Origin of the sequence: Streptomyces indicus (assembly GCF_900100315.1) — a bacterium.
GTDB lineage: Bacteria > Actinomycetota > Actinomycetes > Streptomycetales > Streptomycetaceae > Streptomyces > Streptomyces indicus.
In genome coordinates, this window is record NZ_FNFF01000006.1 from 169,957 (window position 1) to 194,856 (window position 24,900).

21 protein-coding genes are annotated in these 24,900 nt (G+C 72.5%); 4 read left to right on the top strand and 17 right to left on the bottom strand.

The window, feature by feature from the left end; all coding sequences use genetic code 11:
* Nucleotides 1–81 precede the first annotated feature (81 nt).
* The gene (locus BLT97_RS17520; RefSeq protein WP_093611184.1) at nt 82–2,121 is read right to left on the bottom strand and encodes an APC family permease; all 2,040 of its coding nucleotides are present in this window, start codon (nt 2,119–2,121) and stop codon (nt 82–84) included.
* Nucleotides 2,122–2,284: 163 nt separating this feature from the next.
* On the opposite strand from BLT97_RS17520, the gene BLT97_RS17525 reads away from it, so the two are divergent.
* Nucleotides 2,285–2,953: a potassium channel family protein gene (locus BLT97_RS17525; RefSeq protein ID WP_093611186.1), complete on the top strand. Its 669-nt coding sequence runs from the start codon at nt 2,285–2,287 to the stop codon at nt 2,951–2,953.
* Entirely contained in the window at nt 2,953–3,630 is a 678-nt protein-coding gene (locus tag BLT97_RS17530) for a potassium channel family protein (protein WP_093611188.1), read from the top strand. Before BLT97_RS17525 ends, BLT97_RS17530 begins: the two co-directional genes overlap by 1 nt.
* A gap of 72 nt (nt 3,631–3,702) precedes the next feature.
* Here BLT97_RS17530 and BLT97_RS17535 read toward each other — a convergent pair whose 3' ends face one another.
* The 11 genes from BLT97_RS17535 to BLT97_RS17585 all read right to left on the bottom strand — a co-directional run bounded on the left by BLT97_RS17535 (nt 3,703) and on the right by BLT97_RS17585 (nt 19,176).
* Complete coding sequence (locus BLT97_RS17535; RefSeq protein ID WP_093611190.1) at nt 3,703–4,548, bottom strand: DUF3159 domain-containing protein; 846 nt, start codon at nt 4,546–4,548, stop codon at nt 3,703–3,705.
* Nucleotides 4,549–4,551: 3 nt separating this feature from the next.
* Nucleotides 4,552–4,950, bottom strand: coding sequence for an OB-fold nucleic acid binding domain-containing protein (locus BLT97_RS17540; RefSeq protein WP_093611192.1), 399 nt, complete (start codon nt 4,948–4,950; stop codon nt 4,552–4,554).
* 87 nt (nt 4,951–5,037) lie between these two features.
* Nucleotides 5,038–5,724 (bottom strand): response regulator, encoded by a 687-nt coding sequence (locus tag BLT97_RS17545; protein ID WP_093611194.1) that lies wholly within the window; start codon nt 5,722–5,724, stop codon nt 5,038–5,040.
* A gap of 142 nt (nt 5,725–5,866) precedes the next feature.
* Nucleotides 5,867–8,413: a sensor histidine kinase gene (locus tag BLT97_RS17550; protein ID WP_093611196.1), complete on the bottom strand. Its 2,547-nt coding sequence runs from the start codon at nt 8,411–8,413 to the stop codon at nt 5,867–5,869.
* Between the two features lie 164 nt (nt 8,414–8,577).
* Complete coding sequence (locus BLT97_RS17555) at nt 8,578–9,327, bottom strand: ABC transporter ATP-binding protein (protein WP_093611198.1); 750 nt, start codon at nt 9,325–9,327, stop codon at nt 8,578–8,580.
* A 77-nt stretch (nt 9,328–9,404) separates the two neighbouring features.
* Nucleotides 9,405–10,418 carry an ABC transporter ATP-binding protein gene (locus tag BLT97_RS17560; RefSeq protein ID WP_093611200.1) on the bottom strand — a complete coding sequence of 338 codons (1,014 nt, stop codon included), beginning with the start codon at nt 10,416–10,418 and terminating at the stop codon, nt 9,405–9,407.
* Nucleotides 10,419–10,784: 366 nt separating this feature from the next.
* Nucleotides 10,785–13,496, bottom strand: coding sequence for a hypothetical protein (locus BLT97_RS17565; protein ID WP_093611202.1), 2,712 nt, complete (start codon nt 13,494–13,496; stop codon nt 10,785–10,787).
* Nucleotides 13,497–13,510: 14 nt separating this feature from the next.
* Nucleotides 13,511–16,720: an ABC transporter permease gene (locus BLT97_RS17570; protein ID WP_093611204.1), complete on the bottom strand. Its 3,210-nt coding sequence runs from the start codon at nt 16,718–16,720 to the stop codon at nt 13,511–13,513.
* 563 nt (nt 16,721–17,283) lie between these two features.
* Nucleotides 17,284–18,048, bottom strand: coding sequence for a DUF3710 domain-containing protein (locus BLT97_RS17575; RefSeq protein WP_093611206.1), 765 nt, complete (start codon nt 18,046–18,048; stop codon nt 17,284–17,286).
* A gap of 1 nt (nt 18,049) precedes the next feature.
* The gene (gene dut / locus BLT97_RS17580) at nt 18,050–18,595 is read right to left on the bottom strand and encodes a dUTP diphosphatase (protein ID WP_093611208.1); all 546 of its coding nucleotides are present in this window, start codon (nt 18,593–18,595) and stop codon (nt 18,050–18,052) included.
* Nucleotides 18,592–19,176: a PaaI family thioesterase gene (locus tag BLT97_RS17585; RefSeq protein ID WP_093611210.1), complete on the bottom strand. Its 585-nt coding sequence runs from the start codon at nt 19,174–19,176 to the stop codon at nt 18,592–18,594. The genes dut and BLT97_RS17585 overlap by 4 nt, the downstream gene beginning before the upstream one ends.
* 58 nt (nt 19,177–19,234) lie before the next feature.
* Here BLT97_RS17585 and BLT97_RS17590 point away from each other — a divergent pair, with 58 nt between their 5' ends.
* The gene (locus BLT97_RS17590; protein ID WP_093611212.1) at nt 19,235–19,681 is read left to right on the top strand and encodes a DUF3093 domain-containing protein; all 447 of its coding nucleotides are present in this window, start codon (nt 19,235–19,237) and stop codon (nt 19,679–19,681) included.
* Nucleotides 19,682–19,770: 89 nt separating this feature from the next.
* Here the strand turns inward: BLT97_RS17590 and BLT97_RS17595 are convergent, their stop codons facing one another.
* From BLT97_RS17595 to BLT97_RS17610, 4 genes are all read right to left on the bottom strand, one after another.
* Entirely contained in the window at nt 19,771–20,736 is a 966-nt protein-coding gene (locus BLT97_RS17595) for a hypothetical protein (RefSeq protein ID WP_093611214.1), read from the bottom strand.
* A gap of 14 nt (nt 20,737–20,750) precedes the next feature.
* Complete coding sequence (locus BLT97_RS17600; RefSeq protein WP_093611216.1) at nt 20,751–21,047, bottom strand: DUF4193 domain-containing protein; 297 nt, start codon at nt 21,045–21,047, stop codon at nt 20,751–20,753.
* Nucleotides 21,048–21,441: 394 nt separating this feature from the next.
* Nucleotides 21,442–22,689, bottom strand: coding sequence for a sensor histidine kinase (locus BLT97_RS17605; protein ID WP_093611218.1), 1,248 nt, complete (start codon nt 22,687–22,689; stop codon nt 21,442–21,444).
* Nucleotides 22,690–22,696: 7 nt separating this feature from the next.
* Complete coding sequence (locus BLT97_RS17610) at nt 22,697–23,350, bottom strand: response regulator transcription factor (protein WP_093611220.1); 654 nt, start codon at nt 23,348–23,350, stop codon at nt 22,697–22,699.
* A 471-nt stretch (nt 23,351–23,821) separates the two neighbouring features.
* Here BLT97_RS17610 and BLT97_RS37880 point away from each other — a divergent pair, with 471 nt between their 5' ends.
* On the top strand, nt 23,822–23,983 hold the full coding sequence (locus BLT97_RS37880) for a hypothetical protein (protein WP_176953801.1): 162 nt from the start codon (nt 23,822–23,824) through the stop codon (nt 23,981–23,983).
* Between the two features lie 112 nt (nt 23,984–24,095).
* Here the strand turns inward: BLT97_RS37880 and BLT97_RS17615 are convergent, their stop codons facing one another.
* Nucleotides 24,096–24,890: an inositol monophosphatase family protein gene (locus tag BLT97_RS17615; protein ID WP_093611222.1), complete on the bottom strand. Its 795-nt coding sequence runs from the start codon at nt 24,888–24,890 to the stop codon at nt 24,096–24,098.
* Nucleotides 24,891–24,900: the final 10 nt, after the last annotated feature.

The window sequence follows — 24,900 nt, forward strand, 5'->3', positions numbered from 1 at the left end:
GAAGGCGGGCGGTCACACGACAACCCACGAGTCTACGTGGGTGTCGGACGACCGCCCGCCACAGGCGGGAGCCCCGGGGACTCAGCTCTTCGACGCCGGCTTCTTCTCCACCGGACCGCGGCGCACCGCACCCGGCGCGTTCCACTCGGAGCGCCTGCGGGCGCGCTTCTTCGCGGCCTCGGAGGACTCCAGCTGGTAGGGCACCGAGGTGACCATCACGCCGGGGGTGAAGAGCAGACGGCCCTTGAGGCGCAGCGCGCTCTGGTTGTGCAGCAGGTGCTCGTACCAGTGGCCGACCACGTACTCCGGGATGATCACCGAGACGGCGTCGCGCGGGCTCTCGCGGCGCAGGTTCTTGACGTACTCGATGATCGGGCGGGTGATCTCGCGGTACGGCGAGTCGAGGACCTTGAGCGGGACGGTGATGTTGCGCCGCTCCCACTCGTCCTTCAGCGTCTTGGTCTCGGCCGGGTCCACGTTGACGCTCAGCGCCTCCAGGGTGTCCGAGCGCATCAGCTTCGCGTACGCGAGGGCGCGCAGCGTCGGCCGGTGGATCTTGGAGACCAGGACGATGGAGTGCACGCGGGAGGGGCGGACGCTGTCGTCCGAGGGGCCCTCGGGGGCGGCGATCTCCTCGGAGACCCGGTCGTAGTGCTTACGGATCGCGCTCATCGTCACGTAGAAGATGACCATGCCGAGCAGGGCCACCCAGGCGCCGTGCGTGAACTTGGTGACGAGGACGACCACCAGGACCAGGCCGGTGAAGAAGGCGCCGAAGGTGTTGATGGCCCGCGAGCGCTTCATGCGGCTGCGCTTGGCCGGGTCGCGCTCGGTGAGCAGGTGGCGGTTCCAGTGCCGCACCATGCCGGTCTGGCTGAGCGTGAAGGAGACGAAGACGCCCACGATGTAGAGCTGGATGAGCTTCGTGGAGTCGGCCTCGTAGATGACGACCAGGACGGCGGCCGCGCCGGCGAGCAGCACGATGCCGTTGGAGAACGCGAGCCGGTCGCCGCGGGTGTGCAGCTGGCGCGGCAGGTAGCGGTCCTGCGCGAGGATCGAGCCGAGCAGCGGGAAGCCGTTGTACGCGGTGTTCGCCGCGAGGAAGAGGACCAGCGCGGTCGCGGCGGCCAGGATGATGAAGAGGAACGAGCCCTCGCCGAACACCGCCTCGGCGACCTGCGAGATCACCGGGTGCTGGACGTAGTCGCTGCCGACCGCCTGCCCGTTGTTGATCAGGTCGTGCGCCGGGTTCTCGGCCATCTTCACGTTGCTGGCCATGGCGAGCCCGATGATGCCGCAGAACATGGTGACCGCGAGGGCGCCCATCAGGGCCAACGTTGTCGCCGCGTTCTTCGACTTGGGCTTGCGGAAGGCCGGGACGCCGTTGGAGATCGCCTCGACACCGGTGAGTGCGGCACAGCCGGAGGAGAAGGCGCGCAGGAGCAGGAAGACCAGGGCGAAGCCGGCCAGGCCCTGGTGCTCGGGCTTGATCTCGTAGTCGGCCGTCGGAGCCTTGAGGGTGTCGTCCAGGACGATCCCGCGGAACGCGCCCCACGCGATCATCAGGAAGACGCCCACGACGAAGACGTACGTGGGGATCGCGAAGAGCTTTCCGGACTCCTTGACCCCGCGCAGGTTCATCAGGGTGAGGAGCACGATCACACCGACCGCGCAGAGCACCTTGTGCTCCACCACGAAGGGGACCGCCGAGCCCAGGTTCTCGATGCCCGAGGAGATCGACACGGCGACGGTGAGGACGTAGTCGACGAGCAGGGCGCTCGCGACGGTGAGACCCGCCTTGCGGCCGAGGTTGGTGTTGGCGACCTCGTAGTCGCCGCCGCCGCTCGGGTACGCGTGCACGTTCTGCCGGTACGACGCCACCACCGTGAACATCAGCACCACGACCGCCACCGCGATCCAGGGGCTGAAGTGGTACGCCGACACGCCCGCGATGGACAGCACGAGCAGGACCTCGCCCGGCGCGTACGCCACCGAGGACAGCGGGTCGGAGGCGAAGACGGGGAGTGCGATGCGCTTGGGAAGGAGCGTTTCGCCGAGCCTGTCGCTGCGCAGTGCGCGCCCGATCAGAATGCGTTTGGGCAGGTCGGTCAGTTTGGACACGCAGTGGATCGTAAGCGTTCGAACGGGCCCCCGCGCACCTGCCCGGGCGCGTGTGTAGCTTGGCCTGTGGTCTGAGACCCTGGTGAAGGCGGAATAAGCCGCCCATGGGGCGCGCTGGACGGCGCCAGACTTTAACGGAAGCTTGACAGCCGGAAGGACGGTCGTGCACATCGTCATCATGGGCTGCGGACGAGTGGGTGCCGCTCTCGCGCAGACCTTGGAACAGCAGGGGCATACGGTCGCCGTGATCGACCAGGACCCCACGGCCTTCCGCCGGCTGGGTTCCGGATTCGGTGGCCGCAGGGTCACCGGAGTCGGCTTCGACCAGGACACGCTGCGCGAGGCGGGCATCGAGGATGCCGGCGCGTTCGCGGCGGTCAGCAGCGGTGACAACTCGAACATCATCGCCGCGCGCGTCGCCCGCGAGATGTTCGGCATCGAGAACGTCGCGGCCCGTATCTACGACCCGCGCCGCGCCGAGGTCTACCAGCGCCTGGGCATCCCGACGGTCGCCACCGTGCGCTGGACCGCCGACCAGATGCTGCGCCGGCTGCTCCCTTCGGGCGCCGAGCCGCTGTGGCGCGACCCCACCGGCGGGGTGCAGCTCGCGGAGGTGCACGCCGCCACGTCCTGGGTGGGACACAAGATCAGCAAGCTGCAGGAGGAGACCGGCGTGCGCGTCGCGTTCCTCACCCGGCTCGGCGAGGCGATCCTGCCCTCGTCGCAGACGGTGCTGCAGGAGGGCGATCTGGTGCACGTGATGATGCGCACCGATGAGATCGAGAAGGTGGAAGCGGCGTTCGCCGAGGGCCCTGAGGAGGGCGGTCACTGATGCGCGTCGCTATTGCCGGAGCCGGTGCCGTCGGCCGCTCCATCGCGGGCGAGCTCCTGGAGAACGGGCACGAGGTCCTGCTCATCGACAAGGCGCCCACCGCCATCTCGGTGGAGCGGGTGCCGCAGGCCGAGTGGCTGCTCGCCGACGCCTGCGAGATCACCTCGCTGGACGAGGCGGCCCTTCAGCGCTGCAACGTGGTCATCGCGGCCACCGGTGACGACAAGGTCAACCTCGTCGTGTCGCTGCTCGCGAAGACCGAGTACGGGGTGCCGCGGGTGGTGGCCCGCGTGAACAACCCCAAGAACGAGTGGCTGTTCAACGAGTCCTGGGGCGTGGACGTCGCCGTCTCCACGCCGCGGCTCATGTCGGCCCTGGTCGAGGAGGCCGTGAGCGTCGGCGACCTGGTGCGCCTGCTGCGCTTCAGCCACGGCGACGCCAACCTGGTCGAGCTGACCCTGCCGCCGGAGTCCGCACTCGCGGGCACCATGATCGGCGACATCGCCTGGCCCGAGGACACCTCGCTGGTCACGATCATCCGCGGCACGCGGGTGCTCTCACCGACCCACGAGGACTCCCTGGAGGCCGGCGACGAGCTGCTGTTCGTGGCGGCGCAGGCGCGCGAGGAGCAGCTGGAGGATCTGCTGTCGGTGCGGCGGGAGACCGAAGGGGCCTGACCCCACCAGCGCATACGCGGAGGGGGCGCCCGGTTCGAACCGGGCGCCCCCTCCGCGTATGACCGCAGAACGCTACGGCTTGCGGTGTCGAGCCTGCTGGGGCTCCTCCTGCGCGAGCCGCTGGAGCGTCTCGTCCACCAGCGGGTCCATCTGCTGGGCGAACTGCTCACGCGTCGCCGCCTCGCGCTCGCGCGCCTCCTTGGCCTCCTGCTCCGCCTTCTCCTTCGCCTCCATCTCCGCGAAGACGTCGATCGGCGCCGGGGCCTTCGCGAGGAAGACCCAGGTCAGCCAGACGGCGAGCAGGAACGGCGGGATCTTCAGGGCGACCAGGACCCAGCCGAACTTGGTGGTGTCGGCCCACCAGTACATCGGGAAGAGGATCGCGCACTTGGCGAGCAGGATCAGGCCCCAGGCCCAACTGGCCTTGGCGTACGCCTTCTTGCGGCCGGGGTTGCGGGTGCGCCAGGACAGGTTCTCCTTGAAGACCGGACCGAGGATCAGGCCGATCAGGGGCACACCGCACAGCGTCGTGATGATGTACGCGAGGGCCAGGCCCAGCGTGTAGAGCATGCCCGGCAGGTAGAAGTCCTTGGCATTGCCGGTCATCATCGCGAAGACCACACCGAAGGCCACGCCGAAGACGCCGCTGAAGGCGTGCTTGATGGTGTCGCGGCGGGTCAGCCGGGCCACGAGCAGCAGCAGCGAGACACCGAGCGCCGCGATCGCGGAGCTGTGCAGGTCCTTGTTGATCGTGTAGATGGTCACGAAGAGCAGGCCCGGCAGGACCGTCTCGATCATGCCGCGCAGACCGCCGAAGGCCTCGAACAGCGCGGCCTCCGTGACCGTCTGCACGTCCGTGTCCGGCGTCTGGCCCTGCGGCCGTGCGTCTTCGTCGGTCGGCTTGTCGACTGACGTCACCGGCTACTCCCGTCCGAGCGGTCTGAGTTCGTACTTGGGGTTGAACAGCACCCGGCGGCCCCGGTCTATGGAGACACGGCCCGATGCGATCAGCTTGCGTCCGGGTTCTATGCCCACGATCGAGCGCCGGCCGAGCCACACCACGTCGAGCGCGGCCGTGCCGTCGAAGAGCTCGGCCTCCAGGGCCGGGACTCCGGCGCGTGGCCGCAGGGTGACGGTGCGCAAGGTACCAGTAACCGTGACGATCTGCCGGTCGTGGCAGTCTCCGATACGGGTGCAGCCCGCCGTGGCCGCGTCCTCCTGCAGCTCCTCGGACTCCAGCTCCTCCTGCGAGGAGGAGAGGCGGTCCAGCATGCGGCGGAAGCGGCCCGCCGGCTTCTGCGGGCGCGGATCGTCACTCATACATGAAGCGTACCGGGGTGGGCGCGGGTTACTCCTGGGCGGCCTCCCCGGTTGTGCACGGCTTGCGACCGGCTCCCTGAGCAGCCGCTACCGCTCGAAGCGGTAGCCCATCCCCGGCTCGGTGATGAAGTGCTTGGGGTGCGAGGGGTCCGCCTCCAGCTTGCGGCGCAGCTGGGCCATGTAGACGCGCAGGTAGTTGGTCTCGGTGCCGTACGACGGGCCCCAGACCTCCTGGAGCAGCTGCTTCTGGCTGACGAGACGGCCCGTATTGCGTACGAGGACCTCGAGGAGGTGCCACTCCGTGGGTGTGAGGCGGACGTCGCGGCCGTCGCGGTTCACCTTCTTCGCGGCGAGATCGACCGTGAAGTCCCCGGTGTCCACCGTCACGTCGTCCTCGCCGGAGCCCGCGACCGGCTCGGCCCGGCGGACCGCGGCGCGCAGCCGGGCGAGCAGCTCGTCCATGCCGAAGGGCTTGGTGACGTAGTCGTCCGCGCCCGCGTCGAGCGCCTCGACCTTCTCGTCGGAGCTGTGCCGGGCGGACAGGACCAGGATCGGGACGCGGGTCCAGCCGCGCAGGCCGCGGATCACGTCGACGCCGTCCATGTCGGGCAGGCCGAGGTCGAGCACGATCACATCGGGGTGGCGCGCGGCGGCGAGCTGGAGCGCGGTGGCGCCGTCGGCGGCCGCGTCCACCTCGTACTTGCGTGCCTTGAGGTTGATGACGAGGGCGCGGACGATCTGCGGTTCGTCGTCGACCACGAGCACCCGGGTCATGCGGTCCTGCCTTTCATTTCAGCCCCTGCGGCGGTTGCGCGGATCCGGCCGGAGGCCGGATGCAGGGGGCCGGGGGCGGAACCCCGGATTCGGGAAGGGATGGTGGGCTGGGGTGGAGGAAGTATCCCGTCGGCCGGCCGCGTCATGACGCAGCCGATGCGTCGAGCCCGGCGGGAACCTGCTCGGCGGTACGGGCCGCACGCAGGGTGAGCACCATCGTGAGACCGCCTCCCGGCGTGTCCTCGGCGCTGAGCGTGCCGCCCATCGACTCCGTGAAGCCGCGCGCCACCGCGAGGCCCAGGCCCACGCCGGCGCCGCGCGGCGCGTCGCCGTACCGCTGGAAGGGCTCGAAGACGCGCTCCTTGGCCTCGTCCGGGATGCCCGGGCCGCGGTCCACGACGCGGATCTCGACGCGGTCGCCGATCGCGCTGGCGGAGACGCGTACGGGGGTCGCGTCCGGGCTGTACTTCACCGCGTTCTCGACGATGTTGGCGACCGCGCGCTCCAGGAGGCCCTTGTCGACGCTGACCATCGGGAGGGTCTCGGGGATGTCGAGGTCGGCGGAGCCCTCCGGCACGCCGCCGAGCGCCATCGGCACCACCTCGTCGAGGTCGACCTCGCGGATCAGCGGGGTGACGGTGCCGGTCTGGAGGCGGGACATGTCGAGCAGGTTGCCCACGAGGTGGTCGAGCCGGTCGGCGCCGTCCTCGATGCCGGCGAGCAGCTCGGCCTGGTCCTCCTCGGACCACTCGACGTCGTCGGAGCGCAGGGAGGTCACCGCGGCCTTGATGCCGGCGAGCGGGGTGCGCAGATCGTGCGACACGGCGGCGAGCAGCGCGGTGCGGATGCGGTTGCCCTCGGCCAGGGCGCGGGCCTGCTCGGCCTCGTCCATCAGACGCCGGCGGTCGAGGACGACGGCGGCCTGGGCGGCGAACGCGGCGAGGACGCGGCGGTCCTCGGCGGGCAGCACCCGGCCGGTGAGGGCGAGGGCCATGTGGTCGCCGACGGGCATGTCCACGTCGGCGTCCTCGGGCCGCTCGATGGGGCTGCTCGTGCCGACGCTGCCCGCGCGCGTCCACGGGTCCAGGTCGCTCTGCCGTTCCAGGAGCGCCACCGACTCCATGTTGAAGGTCTCGCGGACCCGTTCGAGCAGGGCGTCCAGGCTGGTCTCGCCGCGCAGCACGCTGCCGGCGAGGAAGGACAGGATCTCGGACTCGGCGCGCAGCCGGGCCGCCTGGTGCGTACGGCGGGCGGCGAGGTCCACCACCGAGGCAACCGCGACGGCCACGCCCACGAACACCACGATGGCCACGATGTTCTTGGGGTCGGCGATGGTGAACCGGTGGACGGGGGCCGCGAAGTAGTAGTTGAGCAGCAGCGAGCCGAGCGCGGCCGAGGCGAGCGCGGGCAGCAGCCCGCCGAGCAGGGCGGCGGCGATCGTCAGCGACAGGAACAGGAGCATGTCGTTGGCGAGGCCGACGTCCGTCGGGATGGAGGTGAGCAGCAGCGAGAGCAGGACCGGGGCGACCACACCGGTCAGCCAGCCGGCGATGATCCGCGAGGTGCCCAGGCGGGCTCCGCGGGCCACCGGCAGGCCGCGGCCCTTGCCGACCGCGTCGTGCGTGACGATGTGGACGTCCAGGTCGGGGCCCGATTCGCGGGCGACGGTGGCCCCGACGCCGGGCCCGAACACGTACTGCCAGGCCTTGCGGCGGCTGGAGCCGAGCACGATCTGCGTGGCGTTGACTCCGCGCGCGAACTCCAGGAGCGAGGAGGGGACGTCGTCGCCGATGACGTGGTGGAAGGTGCCGCCGAGGTCCTCGACGAGGGTGCGCTGGAGGGCGAGTTCCTTGGGCGAGGCGTTGGTGAGGCCGTCGCTGCGGGCGATGTAGACGGCGAGCACCTCGCCGCCGGCGCCCTTCTCGGCGAGCCGCGCGCCGCGGCGGATCAGGGTGCGGCCCTCGGGGCCGCCGGTCAGGCCGACGACGATGCGCTCGCGCGCCTGCCAGGTGGACTTGATGTTGTGCTCGCCGCGGTACTGCTGGAGGTACTCGTCGACCCGGTCGGCCACCCACAGGAGGGCCAGTTCGCGCAGGGCCGTGAGGTTGCCGATGCGGAAGTAGTTGGAGAGCGAGGCGTCGATCTTGTCGGGTTTGTAGATGTTGCCGTGCGCCATGCGGCGGCGCAGCGCCTGGGGCGACATGTCGACCAGCTCGATCTGGTCGGCGTGCCGGACGACCTCGTCGGGGACGGTCTCGCGCTGGCGTACCCCGGTGATCGACTCGACCACGTCGCCGAGGGATTCCAGGTGCTGGATGTTCACGGTGGATATGACGTCGATGCCGGCCGAGAGCAGCAGCTCCACGTCCTGCCAGCGCTTGGCGTGGCGCGAGCCCGGCACATTGGTGTGGGCGAGCTCGTCCACCAGGGCGACCTGGGGGTGGCGGGCGAGCACCGCGTCCACGTCCATCTCGGTGAATGTGCCGCCCCGGTGCTCCAGCTCGCGCCGAGGGATCTGCTCGAGGCCGTGCAGCATCACCTCGGTGCGCGGGCGCTCGTGGTGCTCGACGAACGCGACCACGCAGTCCGTGCCGCGCTCCACGCGCCGGTGCGCCTCGGAGAGCATCGCGTACGTCTTGCCGACGCCCGGTGCCGCACCGAGGTAGATCCGAAGCTTGCCGCGTGCCATGGCCCCATTGTCTTCGAGTTACGTGGTCCGCATACGCCGGCCAGAATCGGCCGCGTACTCTGCGTAGACCTTAAGGCCAGGAATTCCGGCACATGGGGCGAATGGGGAGCAGGGCCGCATCCTTGACGGGATTCTGATACGCGGCCGCCGGGAGCTCTGCCCCGCTACTCGCGCTCGGCGTCGCCGCTCTCGACGATCTCGCCGTCGCTGAGCTCGAGGACCCGGTCCGCGAGGTCGAGCATCGCCGCGTCGTGGGTGGCGACCAGGGCGGTCACGCCCTCGCTGCGGACGACGGCGCGCAGCAGCTCCATCACCGCGTGCCCGGTCTCGGCGTCGAGCTGGCCGGTGGGCTCGTCGCAGATCAGCAGGGCGGGGCGGTTGGCGAGGGCGCGGGCGATCGCGACGCGCTGCTGCTGGCCGCCGGAGAGCTCGCCCGGGCGCTGCTTGGCATGGTCGGCGAGGCCCACGAGCGACAGGAGCAGCTCGACGCGCTCCTCGCGCTCCTTGGGGTCGGCCTTGCGCAGCCGCAGCGGCACGCCCACGTTCTCGGCCGCGGACAGGATCGGGATCAGACCGAAGGACTGGAAGACGAAGCCGATACGGTCGCGGCGCAGGGCGAGCCGGCCGCTCTCGCCGAGCGAGCCGATGTCGAGGCCGTCCACGGTGATCGTGCCGCCGTCGGGCGAGTCCAGACCTCCGACCAGGTTGAGCAGGGTGGTCTTGCCGGAGCCCGAGCGGCCCTTGAGCGCGACGAGTTCGCCGCGCGGCACGCTGAAGGACACCCCGCGCAGCGCGTGCACGGCGGCGGCACCGCTGCCGTAGGAGCGGTGCACGTCCTCGACGACGACCATCGGCGCGCCCTCGCCCGCCTCGGCCGTGACCGTCTGCGTGGCCCCGCTCGCACTCTGCGTCATGCCCAACCCCCCGTACGCTCCTGTGTTTTCCGCGTCAGTATCGCCATGGCTCCGCGGCCGGTGCAATGGAGGAACCTCTACTCATCGGAGGAATCGGCGGCCCGAGGCTCCTCGGCGGCCGGCACGGACTCCTCGGCCGCCGGCGCGAATTCGTCGGCAGCCCACACCCCGACGTGGTCGCTCTCGGCGGTGAGCCGCACCCGTCCCCGCAGCCCGTACCGGTCCACGTACTCGCGCGGCAGCTGAAGGCGGCCCGCACGGTCGAGGACCGTGAACTCCTCGGCGGCCTCGCGCTCGCCGCCGCGCAGCGTCTCCGTGGAGGTGCGGCCGTCGCGGATGCGTACGGTGCGCCGCACCTGCTCGGAGACCTGCGGGTCGTGGGTGACGACGAGGACGGTGGCGCCCAGCTCCTCGTTCGCGCGGCGCAGCGCGGCGAAGACGTCCTCGCCGCTGGCGGTGTCGAGCTCGCCGGTCGGCTCGTCGGCGAGCAGCACCCGGGGCGCGTTGGCGGTGGCCACGGCGACGGCCACGCGCTGCTGCTCGCCGCCGGAGAGTTCGGTGGGGCGGCGGTCACGGCAGTACGCGAGACCGAGGGTGTCGAGCAGTTCGGCGGCCCGCTCCTGGCGCTTGCGCCGGGGCACGCGGGCGTACTTCATCGGCAGGGCGACGTTCTCCTGCGCGGTGAGATACGGCAGGAGGTTGCGGCCGGTCTGCTGCCAGACGAAGCCGACGGTCGCGCGCCGGTAGCCGAGGCGTTCGCGGCGGCCCATGGCGAGCAGGTCGTGGCCGGCGACGCGGGCCCGTCCTGCGGTGGGCAGGTCGAGGCCCGACAGGATGGACAGAAGCGTGGACTTGCCCGACCCCGACGCCCCCACGAGCGCGACGCACTCGCCCTCGGTGACGGTGAGGTCGAGCCCTTGCAGGGCCTGCACCTCGACCTCGTCGGTCCGGTAGACGCGCACGAGGTTGTCGCACACGATCACGCCGTCGTCGGGCCCGCCGCCCGGCGCGCTGCGCGCCCGCGCCTCGAGGTCGGTCAGCCGCGGAACCACCGACTCCCGCCCCTGCCGCGCCTGTTCAGCCCCGCTCATGGCCCCTCCGTCCACTGCGCGTCATCGTCTCGCCGTCCCCACTGCCACGCATCGCTGTCGGTGCGTGGGTGCATACGGGTGGGGGCGGTACGGAGGCGTTTCGCCGTCGGTACGGTCGCGTACGGACGTCGGTACGGCCCCGTTCCGCCGACGGGACGGTCCCGTTCCGCCGTCGATACGCCCCGACCCGCGGCCGATACGCACCCGTACCGCCGCTGATACGGACCCGTACCGTCGGCGAAACGCCACCGTCCCACCGACGAGACGCACCCGTACCACCGACGAAACGCCACCGTCCCGCGGTCGATCCGCACCCACACCGCCGCCAACAAACCCGCACCCCCCTCCCACACACCGCCCCGCCCCTCACTCATCCGACCGCCCCACCCGCAGCACCGCCCCCAACCCACGCCGTCGGCCCAGCCACGTCTCCAAGGCGACGGCGCCCAGGACCAGGGTCGCGCAGCCGCCGGCCAGGACCGTCGTCAGGAGGGCATCGGCGTGCAGACCGGGGTCGGCGGGGCCGCCCGTGAACTCGTCCAGGTCCAGGGACGGTCCGAGCAATGAGGGCAGTGCGAGGCCGAGTGCCGTGCCGCCCGCCACGGCCGCGAGCACCATGGGCAGCAGCTGGATCAGGTGCAGCGCGGCTGTCTGCCGGTCGCCGAGACCCATCGTGCGCAGGCGCGCCGCGGTGCGGCCGCGGGCCGGGGCGGACAGGAGCAGTTCGAGGACCAGGGCGAGCAGCGCCAGAGCCACGGCGAGTGCGGTGGTCGCGGTGTGCGCGCGGATCAGCACACCCGCCAGGTCGTCCTCCGAGACCCGCGCCAACTCCTCGTCCAGGATGCGCAGTTCACCTGTGCCCGCGTCGGGCTCGGCGCGCGGGACCAGGGCACGCAGATCGCCGGCGCGCAGACTCTCGCCGTACAGCAGGAGCAGGCTCTCGTCGAAGTCACGGCGCTGCACGGCGCCCAGGCCCCGCAGGTCGGTGAGCAGCACGCGCTCGGGCCGGTCGGCGCGGGCCAGCGGTCCGAGCGCCCGGTCGCCGGCGGCCGCGTCACTCAGAGTGCCGGTGACCCGCAGTTTCAGGGTGCGCCCGCCCACGTCCGCGTCGAGCAGTTCGCCCACCCGTGCGGTGCCGCCGCGCGTGAGCACGGGCACCGCGCCGTCGGCTGCGGGCAGCGCGGCCGCCGCGTGCCCGAGGGCGGAATCGGGCGCGGCCTTGCGCAGGGCCTCGCTGTCGACGCCGATGAGCACAGTGGATCCGACCCCGCTGCCGTTGGCGCCCCGTGGGGAGATCCGCAGCTCCGCGACCCGCACGCTGTGCCGGACCCCGCGCGCACGGGCCAGCTGCTCGGCGGCCCGCGGATGGGCCTCCGCCCCGAGATAGGCGGCGTCCGCCCCGGCCCGCCAGCGCGCGCCCTCGACCCGTCCGTCGGTCAGGGTCCCGGCCACGAGCCCGCCGAAGACCGCGCCCGCCAGCGTGACCACCAGAACGAGCAGCGCGAGGGCCCGCGCGGGCGCCTCCTTCGCGGCCCGCAGCAGCGCGACCAGGGCCACGGCACCGCGCCGCCGCGCCGCCCAGCGCGCCAACAGCCGTACGGGCGGCGGATAGCAGCGCACCAGGACCACCACCGCGGCGAACCCGAGCAGCGCCGGTACGGCGGCGAGCAGCGGGTCCGGGCCGGCCTCGGCGCGGGTGCCGCGCGCGTGCAGCGCCCACACCCCGGCCGCCGCGAGCAGCAGCAGCGCGGCTTCCGCGACGACCCGGCGGCCGCGCAGCGAGGGGGACTTCGCGTGCAGCAGCGCCCCGTCGCGTACGGCGAAGAAGGTGACGAGCGGCAGCAGCAGCCAGCAGCCGAGCGCCGCGAGGACACCCCGCGCCGTCGCGACACCCTCACCGGCCAGGGCCGCGAGGGCGAGCCCGGCCGCGAGACCGAGCAGCGCGCCGGGCAGGGTGTGTCCGGCGCGTGCGGCGGCGAGCCCGAACGCGGAGGCGCCGCGGGCGCGTTGGAGCCGGTGGACGTCGAGGCGGCGGCGCAGGGCGAGCAGCGCCGTGACGACCGCGGCGGCCAGCGCGACCACGGCGAGCGTGGCGAGCCCGAAGGCGATGACGGCCTGGCCCTGCGTCCACTGGCGTCCGAACTCGTCGACGGCGGCGGGCAGGACGGTGTCCACGTCCATGCCGGTGGCCGGCTGCCGGCCGAGCTGGCAGGCGAGCCCGCCGAAGGTGCTCATGGGGCAGAACTGTTCGGCGGCCAGCTCGCTCGACGCGATCAGGGCCCGCTGGAGCCGGGCGCGCCCCTCGGTGCCGGCATACGCCCTGGCCTGCTCGTCGTCCAGGTTCAGCCGCACGCCCCACTGCGCGGTGAGCCGCACCCGGGCCTGCGCCTGGAGTTCGAGGATGGCGCCGGGGGCGGTGAGGGCCATCGCCTCGTAGCCGCCGCCGGTGCGCGGCGACGGGGCGGCGAGCAGCGGTTCCTCGCGCAGGATGCGGGTGTCGGGCGCGGCGAAGACACCGACGACCACCACGGTCGCGTCGATGTCCCTGAGCCCGCCCTCGCCGAGGCGGACGCTCTGGCCGACGCGGAGCTTCAGGGCGTCCCGGGTCCGGGTCGACACGGCCATCTCGGGGCTGCCGGTGTGCTCCCGCGGGGCGCGCCCCTCGACGTAACGGCTCTTCGGCGGCGCGTCCGCGGCGTAGAGGAGCGAGAGCCTGCCGGGCCCGGAGGCGAGGTCCATGCCGGCGCCGGGCAGGACGGCGCGTGCCGAGTCGGTGACGAACGCCCCGCGCAGGTCGGCGTCGACCTGGTCCTCCAGGACGCCGGCGGCCGCGGTCAGGTCGTCGGCGAAGTACTCCGGCGCGTGGTCCCCTCCCTTCTCCGCCACGTCGAAGCTCGCGGTGTAAGTGATCCCGGGCCGGCTCTGCTGCGTCTGGGCCAGCCGGGCGGCGAAGGCCCGGCCCGCCAGCTCGTCGAGCAGCGCGGGGGCGGCGGCGGTGACCGCGGTGATGAGCGCGGTGAGCAGCGCGAGGCAGACGAACAGCGGGATGTCCCCGCGGATCCGCTGCCACCTCCGCATCACTCGTACCCGATTCACAGGTCCTCCCCCGCCCGCAGCACCCGCGCCAGGTCCACGCGTCCGAGATACCGGGCGGCGACCGTCACCACCGCGCAGATCAAGGCAGTGGTGACGGCGGCGGTGAGCAGCACCCGGCCCCAGGGCACTTCGGTGGCGAGGTCGGGGAAGACCGGGTCGCCGCCGGAGTCCACCGTCACCACCGGCATGATCAGCACGGCCAGGGCGGCGCCGAGGAGCGTGCCGAGCACGGCCGCGACCGCGGCGAGGGCGAGCTGTTCCGTCCAGAGGTAGGCGGCCAGTTGGCGTTTGCGCACCCCGATGGCGCGCAGGAGCGCGAACTCCCGGCTGCGCGAGCGGGCCGCGAGCGCCGTGTGCAGGGTGAACGCGACGACGGCGAACGGCGGCGCGAGCAGCAGGCACAGCGTGAGCGCGGCCCGGGCCCCGCGCCTGAGCGGATCCGCGGCCAACTCCTCGCGGACCGTGGGGATGTCGCGCGCGGTGCCGAGCCGCGGGTCGGCGCGCAGGGCCCGCAGCGCGGGGCCCGCGTCGCCGCCGTCCGTGCGCGCCCACCAGTGACCCGCCGCGCCGGGCAGGCCGCCGGAGCGCACCAACTGGCCGGTGAACGCACGGGAGTCCACGAGCAGCCGCGGCCGGTCCCGGCTGAGATCGCCCGGCACGGCGGCGATCTCGCCGACGATCTTCAGGCGCGCGGTGCCGCCCTCGGCCCGCCACACCGTGACGGTGTCCCCGACCGAGGCGACGCCGGCGGCGATCAGCGCGCGGTCGGCGAGTGCGGGTGAGGCCTCGGGGCGGCCGGAGGACTGCAGGCCCAGCCTGATCGTGCGGATGGGATAGGCGAGCGCGGTGTCGGGGCCGCGCAGCACCCCGTCGATCAGGACGCCCGCGCGCGGCGCCTCGGCCGAGCACAGCACCGGACCGGGCGCGTCGCCCGGCCGGTCGCGCGGCTCGGCCCCGGGGCAGCCCGCGACGTGCAGATCGGGGGCGGGCGTGTACAGGTCGCGCCAGCTGCCGGAGGCGGTGAGCGCGCTCGCCTGGTCGATGACCAGGCGGTAGGTGCGCCGCACGCTCTCGTCCGGCATGGCGAGGCCCAGCTGGACGAGCCGGGTGGCGCCCTGCGGCACGGTGAGCGCGACGGCCCGCGCCGGGCCCGTGCGCAGGTCGGTCCCGCTCTCGTGCACCAGCCCGTCCCCGTCCTCGAAGTACGCCGTGAGCCGTACGGGTCCGGCCGTGCCCGGTCCGCTCGCGGACAGGCTTGCCCGCAGGGTGAGTTGGGCGGGGCGCCCGTCGAGCGCCAGACCGTGCTCCGGGATGCTCCCTCCGAGGCGCTCGCGGTCGGCCGGGTCGAGCGTGGGCAGGGCGTCCGCCGCGGTGTTGACGGCGGTCAGGCCCACCGCGCGCTGGCCCACGCTGACGTCCACCTCGCTCGCCGGGGTCAGTTCGCGTACGCCGGGCAACGCCTCGTAGGCACCGCGGCGTTGGTCGGCGGCAAGCCGGTCGGAGGGTTCGATCCGCAGGTCGGAGCCCACCTGGAAGGCGGCCTGGTCCTGGTCGCCCCGGTCCAGGATCACCAGGGCGGTGGAGCTGAGCGCGGCCACGGCGAGGGCGAGCGTGACGACGAGCGTGGGCCCCGCGTGGCCTGCCGCCCGGCGCCCCAACTGCCAGCCGCCGAGCGGCAGTACGAAGCCGGTGCCGCGCCGGGCGAGCGGGTCGAGGAGCCGGGCCGCGGGCGGCAGCAGGCGCAGCACGAGCAGGGCGGCCGCGGCGGTCATCAGGACCGGTGCGAGGACGAGGACCGGGTCGACGGCGGAGGCCGCGCCGACCGGTGACCGGTACTGGCGCAGCTGGAGCCAGCCGAGGACCGCGACGGCCGCGAGCACGACGTCGGCGCCGAACCGCTGGGCGGCCGCGAACCGTGCGGGCCGCCACCGCAGCCGGCTGACGGCACGCCGGTCCCGTACGGAGCGCACGACGGGCACGAGCACCGCGATGCCGTGCACCGCCACGGCGAGCAGCGCGGCGGTCCACCCGGCGGCGAGCAGCGCGGACTCCGGCAGTTCGCCCCCGACCGGGGTCACGGCCCGCAGCAATCCGAGCAAGGGTCCGGCCAGGAACGGGGCGGCGATCCCGGCGGGCACGGCGATCACCGCCCACTGCGCCGCGGCGCCCAGGGCGAGCCGCCAGGTGCCGGCGCCGCGGGCGGCGAGCAGCGCGAGTTCGGCGCGCTGGTGTCCGGCGAGCTGCCGTCCGGTGAGGACGAGGGCCGCCAGCGCGAGGGCGGCGAGCAGCGAGGCGGGGATGTACAGGCCGGCGCGGGAGACGGCGATGGGCGTCTCGAGCCGCATCAGGGCGGTGCCGATGCCCGAGTCGATCCGCAGGTGGCGGCCCTCGCGCGGCACCTGCCCCTGGAACAGCACGCGGTCGGGATCGCTGCCGCGGAACGCGGAGGCGCGTTCACGCAGCGGGCCCACGGCGTCGAGCGGGAACCGGCCGGCTTCCGGCAGGGCCAGCCAGGAGCGCACGCTGTCCCCGGCGAGCTGCGGCGTCCCCGTGATCGTCGTGAACGGCACGACGGCCAGGGACTCGGTCCCGCCGAAGGTGCCGCTGAGGCTGCGCCACAGTGCGGCCTTGTCCGGGTCGGCCCGGTAGACCCCGGTGACCCGGACCTTCAGGGGGGTGTCGGAGGCGGCGAGTACGGTCAGCTCGTCGCCGGGCCCGACCCCGAGGCCGGTGGCCTCCGGCTGCGTGAGCGCGGTCTCGACCACCCCGTCGGTCCGGGCCTGTGGCAGCCGTCCGCTCACCAGGTCGACGTGCTCGCGCACCGCCTCGACGGCCACGAGCGCGACCGTGACATCGCTGCGGGGGCGCCCGTCCGCCTCGGTCACGGGCAGTTCGGAGGCCAGCTGCTCGGGCACGCGCAGGGCGTCGTACGTGTGCTGCGGTACGTCGCCGTAGGCGCGGGCCAGCGCGGCACGCACCGAGGCACCGGTGCGCTCGTAGCTCTGCTCCCGGCCGGGCTCGTAGGGCCCGCTGACGGAGACGACGGCCCCCTCGTCGGCGGCGAGCCGCTGCCGTGCGGCTCCCAGCACGGCGTGCTCGGTCAGCGCCGCGAGGGCGGCGAGTACGGTCGCGGCGAGGAGCACGGCGAGCCCGGCGGCCCCGAGAACGAGGGCATGGTGCCGGCCCCTGCGCACGACGGCAGGCACACGCGTACCGCTCCCCCGCACCGCTCACCCCCGTTTCGAGGGCACAGTATGGGCGCCCGCCGCGGACCCCCGCAATGGCCGTGCGCGCGCTCAAGTCGCCGGTACGGGCTGGTGGTTGGGGCCGCCCGATGCCGCGCTCCCGCCGTCCTGCGGGGCCCCGTCCGGCCGGGACAGCCTCCGCTTCCGGTTCCGCTTGGGCCCCGGCTCCCGCTTCGGCTCAGGGTCCCGCTTGGGCCCCGGCTCCCTCCTCGGCTCCGGCGCCCGCTTCCGCCCCGGCTCCCGCCTCGGCCCCGGCGTCCGCTACAGCCCCGCACCGCACCCGCCGCCCCGCAGCACCCTCGCCGTGCAGCACCGCCGTCGCTCCACGGCGGCTCCCACGCCCTGCGGCAACTCCCACTCCGTACGGCAACTCCCACGCCCTACGGCAACTCCCACGCCCTACGGCAACTCCCACTCCGTACGGCAACTCCCTCTCCGTACACACGAAAGAGCCGCACCCTCCGAAAAGGATGCGGCTCCCACACGGCACGCGGGGCACTGCCCCGGTGCCGGAAACCCTGCGCTCAGCGGACCTCGGTGATCTCCGGTCCGCGCTGGAGCTGGCCCATGCCGCCCGAGAAACGGGACTCCGCCTGGGACTCCTCCTTGACGCCCTCCGGGACCATCTGCGCGTCCTCGGGAAGCTTCAGGACGATCGGGTCGCGCGGGGCCATCGGGCCTTCGCCGCGCACCACGACCGTGTCGCGGAAGATCTGCTCCAGGAGCCCGGCGGCCTCCGGCTGCACTGCGCCCTGGCCGGAGATGACCCCGCGCAGGAACCAGCGCGGCCCGTCCACGCCCACGAAGCGCACGACCTGCACACCGCCCGTGCCGTCCGGCAGCTGGACCGGCACCTGCGCGCGCAGCTCCCAGCCGAGCGGGCCCTCGACCTCGTCGATCACACCGCCCTGCTTGGTGATGCCGGAGGCGATCTCCTCGCGGACCTCGCCCCAGATGCCTTCCTTCTTGGGGGCGGCGAAGGCCTGCAGCTGGACGGCGCTGTCCTGGAGGACGACGGTGGCCGCGACGATGGCGTCGCCGGCGACCTCGACCCGCAGCTCCATGCCCTCGACACCGGGCACGAACAGACCGCCCAGGTCGACGCGGCCCTCGCCGGGCTTGCCGACCTCGGAGACATCCCACGGTCCGTCGGGGCGCGGCGCCGGCGGGAGGTTCAGCCGCTGCGGCTCACCCTCCTCGGCCTCTCCCTGCGGGTCCAAGTCCTCGACGACCTGCTCGGCCTCGCCGGCCGCGTCCCTGGCGGCGTCCTTCTTACGACGTCCGAACACGTCACTGTCCTTCCCGGTCGGATACGACCGAAGCGTATCGATTCCCACCCATGCCGGCGGCTGTGCCGTCGACGCAGCCCGCCTCGCCGCCCACCGCGGCATGACCGCCGGTGGACCCGAAGCCCCCCTCGGCCCGCGCCGATCCGGGAAGCTCCGCCACCTCGTGGAAGCGGACCTTCTCGACCTGCTGGACGACAAGTTGGGCGATCCGGTCGTAGCGCTCGAACCGCACGGACTCGCGCGGGTCGAGATTCACCACGATCACCTTGATCTCTCCACGGTACCCGGCATCCACGGTCCCCGGGGCATTCACCAGAGCGACACCGCAGCGTGCGGCAAGCCCCGAGCGAGGGTGCACGAAGGCCGCGTACCCGTCAGGGAGCGCGATAGCCACACCGGTGGGCAGGACGACCCGCTCCCCCGGGGCGAGTTCACAGGCCTCGGTCGTGCGCAGGTCGGCGCCCGCGTCCCCCGGCATCGCGTACGCGGGCAGCGGGACCTCGGGGTCCACGAGGCGGATCTGCACGTCGAGCGGGGGGCGGCTCACGGGTTCACCTCGAAGGCACGCGCGCGCCGGACCTGGTCCGGGTCGCTCATGGCGGCCTGGATCTCCTCGGGCCGTCCGTTGTCGATGAAGTGGTCGACCTTGACCTCGATGAAGAGGCCGTCGGCGCGTACGGCGATCTCGCCGTCGGGGCCGCCGATGCGTCCCACGGCGGTGGAGTAGATCTTCCGGCCCGCGACCGCGGTCACCTCGGCTTCGAGGTGCAGCACGGTGTCGACGGGTACGGGCCGCACGAAGTCCGTCTCGAGGCGGCCGGTCACGGCGATGACGCGGAGCAGCCAGTTCAGGGAGCCGAGGGTCTCGTCGAGCGCGGTGGCCAGCACGCCGCCGTGGGCGAGACCGGGGGCGCCCTGGTGTTCGGGCTTGACGGTGAACTCGGCGGTGATCGCCACGCCTTCGGCGGCCCGCGCCTGGAGCATCAGTCCGTGCGGTTGTGCGTCGCCGCAGCCGAAACAGTGCGCATAGTGCGCGCCGAGCAGTTCGCCGGGGGCGGGGGCGTCGGGGTGCCGCACCGGCGCCGTGGCGTCGTCCGGGGGCGTCAACGATGGGGTTCGTCCACTCACAGGCGCTGACCTTACCCGCGCCTCCGGCCGCTCAGGACACCGTGCCAAGCTAGACGGCATGCAGCACGCGACCGAAACGTACGACGAACGCCTCACCGCTCCCCGCTCCTGGTGGGTGATCGCCGTCCTGGTGGGCCTCTCCTGTGCCCTGATGCTGCTGCCGCTGGGCACGCTCCCGCTGCTCGGCGGTCTGATCGGCGGCACCGCGCTCGCGTCGGTGCTCGTCAGCTCGTACGGCTCGGCCCGCATCCGGGTCGTGGCCGGCTCCCTGGTCGCGGGCCGGGCCCGCATTCCGCTGACGGCGCTCGGCACGCCGGAGATCCTCGATCCGGAGGAGGCCCGGGCCTGGCGCATGCACAAGGCGGACCCGCGCGCCTTCATGCTCCTGCGCAGTTACGTGCCGACGGCGGTGCGCATCCCGGTCACGGACCCGGCGGACCCGACCCCGTACGTGTACGTCTCGACGCGTGCCCCGGAGCGCCTGGTCGCGGCACTGGGGCAGTAAGCGCCGGGGCAGTAGGCGCCGGGCAGTAGGCGCCGGGCAGTAGGCGCCGGGCAGGAACCCCCGGCGCACCCGGGCAGCACCCGCGGGACTCAGCCTTCGAGTTCCCTGCGGGACAGACCCGTCAGCGGGTCCAGCGGGTCGGCGGGCTTGTCCAGGGCGGGCAGCGCGTCCAGCGCGTCCCACGGCACCTGGCGGGCCCGCAGGTCCTTGCGGATCTTCTCCGCGAGCTTCTTCGTGTCGCGCCGGTTCATCACGGCGCCCACGGCCGCGCCGACCATGAAGGGCATCAGGTTCGGCAGGTTGCGCACCATGCGCTTCATGATCTGCTGGCGCAGCTCGCGCTTCATCTGACCGCCGAGTGCCGCGTTTATCGTCTGCGGCTTGCTCACCTCGATGCCGCGCTCCTCCGTCCAGGAGGTCAGATACGCGGTGGAGCGGGCCTTGAGATTGCCGGTCGGCCGCACTCCGTAGACCTCGTGCAGCTCGGCGATGAGCTTCAGCTCGATCGCGGCCACGCCGGTGATCTCCGCGGCCATCTCGGCCGGCATCGCGGGCGGCACCGGCAGCATGGCCGCCGCGCCGACTCCGGCACCGACGGTCGATGAGGCGTTGGCCGCGCCGGCGACCAGCTTGTCGGCGAGCTGTTCGGGGCCGAGGCCCGGGAACTGCCGCCTCAGGGTGGCCAGATCGCGGACCGGAACCCGCGGCGCGTTCTCCATGATCCGGTCGGCGAGGTAGCCGATACCGGCCTTCGCGCCTTCCTGGCCCTTGCGCACGCCCTGCCGTACGCGGGCGAGCCTGCGCGACGGGGCGGCGGCGTATGCGTCGTATCCGTCGCCGTCCGTCGTCGAGACCTCGGCTCCTGCGGGAGCGGCGGTGCCCGCCTGCGCGGGCCCACCGGTGGCGGCGTCCGCGGGTTCGAGCGAGGCCGTGGGGCCTCGCTCATCGTCACGTGCGCCGTCGAGCGGTGCGGACCCCTGCGAGCTGTCCGCCTGCCACTTCTTCGGTGATCGCCGCCGGAGCAGTCGCTTCCGGGGCGGGGTCGAACCAGTCATGGCCGACCCACGCCTCAGTCGCAGTCGCGGCAGATCGGCTGGCCGTTCTTCTCGCGGGCCAGCTGGCTGCGGTGGTGGACCAGGAAGCAGCTCATGCAGGTGAACTCGTCCGCCTGCTTGGGCATGACCCGGACGGCGAGCTCCTCGTTGGAGAGGTCTGCTCCGGGCAGCTCCAGGCCTTCCGCGGCCTCGAACTCGTCGACGTCGACGGCCGAAGTCGACTTGTCGTTGCGCCGCGCCTTCAGCTCTTCGATGCTGTCCGACTCGACGTCGTCATCGGTCTTGCGTGGGGTGTCGTAATCCGTTGCCATGTCGCTCTCCCCCTCTGGGTGTCTGCGGTGTCTCCAGCGCACGTAACGCGTGAGAGGCCGGACTTGTGCCCGACCCGAGGCGGAGATTTTGCCTCACATCAAGGTCTGTTACTCAATCGACACCCAACCGCACCCCTCAAAGGGGCCCGGCTGGGACGGCGATCGGGACCATACATGGCCCTTCGACCGCCCTTCACGGGCGCCACCCCGTGTACTTCCCGTGATCAAGACCCCTGAAAACCCGGACTTTTCCCGGTTTTCCGGCCGCCTCGACGATCACGGAGAGTAGATGGCCGAAAATTCGCGCCTGTGATCGATTCCACACGGATTCCTCGGGACCAGGTCCCGAAAATTCCGCTAAAAGCGAACTTCGGCGCGGATTCGCGACAGCATCTCAGATCGGGAGGGTGACTCGCATCACGAGACCACCACCCTCCCGCGGCTCGGCGATGATACGGCCCCCGTGGGCCCGCGTGACCGACTGCACGATGGACAGGCCGAGACCCACGCCCTTGTCGCTGCCCGTCCGCTCCGTACGCAGACGCCGGAAGGGCTCGAAGAGGTTGTCCACCTCGTAGGCCGGCACCACGGGACCCGTGTTGGAGACCACGAGCACCGCCTGGCCGTCCTTGACCTCGGTGGTGACCTCCACCCAGCCGTCCTCCGGGATGTTGTAACGCACGGCGTTCTGGACGAGGTTGAGGGCGATGCGCTCCAGGAGGACGCCGTTGCCCTGGACCACCGCGAGACCGCGCTCCCCGCGGATCTCCACGCCCTTCTCCTCGGCCTCGGGCCGCACCTGGTCGAGGGCGCGCGAGGCGACCTCGGCGAGGTCCACGGGCTTGCGCTCGACGATCTGGTTGTCGCTGCGGGCGAGCAGCAGCAGGCCTTCCACCAGCTCCTCGCTGCGCTTGTTCGTGGACAGGAGCGTCTTGCCGAGCTGCTGGAGCTCGGGGGGCGCGCCCGGGTCCGAGAGGTGCACTTCGAGGAGCGTGCGGTTGATGGCGAGGGGGGTGCGCAGCTCGTGCGAGGCGTTGGCGACGAACCGTTGCTGCGCGGTGAACGCGCGCTCCAGGCGGTCCAGCATCTCGTCGAAGGTGTCCGACAGCTCCTTCAACTCGTCGTCCGGGCCGTCCAGTTCGATCCGCCGGGTCAGGTCGGAACCGGCCACCTGACGGGCGGTCCGGGTGATCCGGCCGAGCGGCGACAGGACGCGTCCGGCCATCGCGTAGCCGAAGCCGAAGGCGATGACGCTCAGGCCCAGGAGGGCGAGCAGCGAGCGGCTGAGGAGGTCGTCGAGGGCCTTTTGGCGCTGGTGGTCGACGCAGAGGCGCATCGCCTCGTTGAAGGTGTCGGTGTCGTTGAACTCGCGGCCCGCCAGCGCGCTGCAGGTGTTGGAATCGATGGAGAACTTGCCGTCGGTGATACGGAACGGCAACTCGTTCCCCACATGCACCGCCTGCGCGGCCAGCAGGTAGATGATCGAGAGCAGCAGGATCCCCGCGATCAGGAACATGCCGCCGTACAGCAGCGTGAGCCTTATGCGGATGGTCGGGCGCAGCCACGGGAAGGGCGGCTCGGCCTTGGGGGGATCCCACGTCGGTTTGGGCGGCGCCGATGGCGGCGCCGGGGTGGCGGCCATCGCCGGATCAGATCCGGTAGCCGGAACCGGGGACCGTGACGATCACCGGGGGTTCGCCGAGCTTGCGGCGCAGGGTCATGACGGTCACGCGCACCACGTTGGTGAACGGGTCGGTGTTCTCGTCCCAGGCCTTCTCCAGGAGCTGCTCGGCCGAGACCACGGCGCCCTCGGAGCGCAGCAGCACCTCCAGGACCGCGAACTCCTTGGGGGCCAGCTGGATCTCCTTGCCGTCGCGGAAGACCTCGCGGCGGTTGGGGTCCAGCTTGATGCCGGCCCGCTCCAGGACGGGCGGCAGCGCGACGGTGGTGCGCCGGCCGAGCGCCCGTACGCGCGCGGTCAGTTCGGTGAACGCGAAGGGCTTGGGCAGGTAGTCGTCCGCGCCCAGCTCCAGGCCCTCGACGCGGTCGCTGACGTCGCCGGACGCGGTGAGCATCAGGACGCGCGTGGGCATCCCGAGCTCGACGATCTTGCGGCAGACGTCGTCGCCGTGGACGACGGGCAGGTCGCGGTCGAGTACGACGACGTCGTAGTCGTTGACGCCGATGCGCTCCAGGGCCGCGCCGCCGTCGTACACGACGTCCACGGCCATGGCCTCGCGGCGCAGCCCGGTGGCCACGGCATCGGCGAGCAGCTGCTCGTCCTCGACGACGAGTACGCGCACGTCGCTGTCCCTTCTGTGAGCCCGGTGAGCGGGCTGAGTCCTGATGCGCCCGCTGTGCTGTGGGCCGCCTCACCGACCGTCCGGACGCGCGAGCGACAGGTTCCGGTCACATGGTGATGTCTCCATCCTGCCCCTTTGGCCCGTAAACCGGCTGTAAGACGGCCGCCGTCCCTGCTCGCGGAGGGGACGCGGGCAGGGGTGGCGGGGCGCATGCCCGCTGAGGCCCGACGTAATTCCGGCTCCTCGAACGGGAATCAGGAGATCCGTCCGGAGGTTGAGGTTTCCGCGACAGGAACCCAGGGGAGGACGGCCTTACACCCGCGATCACTCTTTGCAAGTGGCACGCCACGAACCGCTTACGCCGAGCGGCACCCGGACCGCATCGGCATCGGCGGCAAGAGACGTGATCGCCCCTTCCCGAGGGCACACCCCCGTGCCACCGACACTCGACCCACGACGAGGGGGCGCACCATGGACGCATTCACCGCAGGGCTTCTGCAGCGCATAAGGGCCACGGAGACCGACCTCACGCGGGCACGCGAGGAAGGCGACGACTTCCTCGCGGAAGTGGAGCAGGCCGAGCTCGACGACCTGCACCGCCTGGCTGCCGAACACGGCGTACAGGTCGCCTAGCCGATCTCGTACCGCTGCCTGATCCCGTCATCCCGAATCCCGTACGAAGGGGCTCACCGCAATCCATGCGGTGAGCCCCTTCGTACGTCGGCGTCGGTTCCGTACAGCCGCCTCAGTCGTGCCAGGCGCCGAGCCGGTCCAGCTGCTCCTGGAGCGGTGCGAAAAGGCCGGGCGGGGCCGCCACGAGCAGCTCGCCCGAGGCCTCCTCGCCCGGGCGGCCGCCGACCAGGGCGCCGGCCTCGCGGGCGATCAGGTCGCCGGCGGCGAAGTCCCAGGGGTTGAGGCCCCGTTCGTAGTACGCGTCCAGGCGGCCCGCCGCGACGTCGCACAGGTCGATCGCGGCCGAGCCGCCGCGGCGGATGTCGCGGACCTGCGGGATCAGCTCGCGGACCACGTCGGCCTGCTTGAGCCGGCGCTCCTTGAGGTAGCCGAAGCCGGTGCCGAGCAGCGCGAGCGGGAATTCGGGCGCGGGTCCGACCCGCAGTCGCCGCTCCCCCAGGTACGCGCCGCCGCCGAGTACGGCGCGGAAGGTCTCGCCCTGCGCCGGGACGTGCACGACGCCCGCGACCGTCTCGCCGTCCTTGCGGGCCGCGATGGAGACGCACCAGGCGGGGCGTCCGTACAGGTAGTTGACGGTGCCGTCGATGGGGTCGATGACCCACTCGACACCGCTGGTGCCCTCGCGGCTCGCGCCCTCCTCGCCGAGGAAGCCGTCGTCGGGACGGTGCTCGGCGAGGAAGCCGGTGATCAGCTTCTCGGAGGCGAGGTCCATCTCGGTCACGACGTCGACCGCGCTGGACTTGGTGGCGGCCACGCCGAGGTCGTCGGGCCGGCCGTCGCGCAGCAGGACACCGGCCCGGTGGGCGGCTTCGAGAGCGAGGTCGAGGAGGTCCTCGTGACGGGTCACTGCGGGGTCC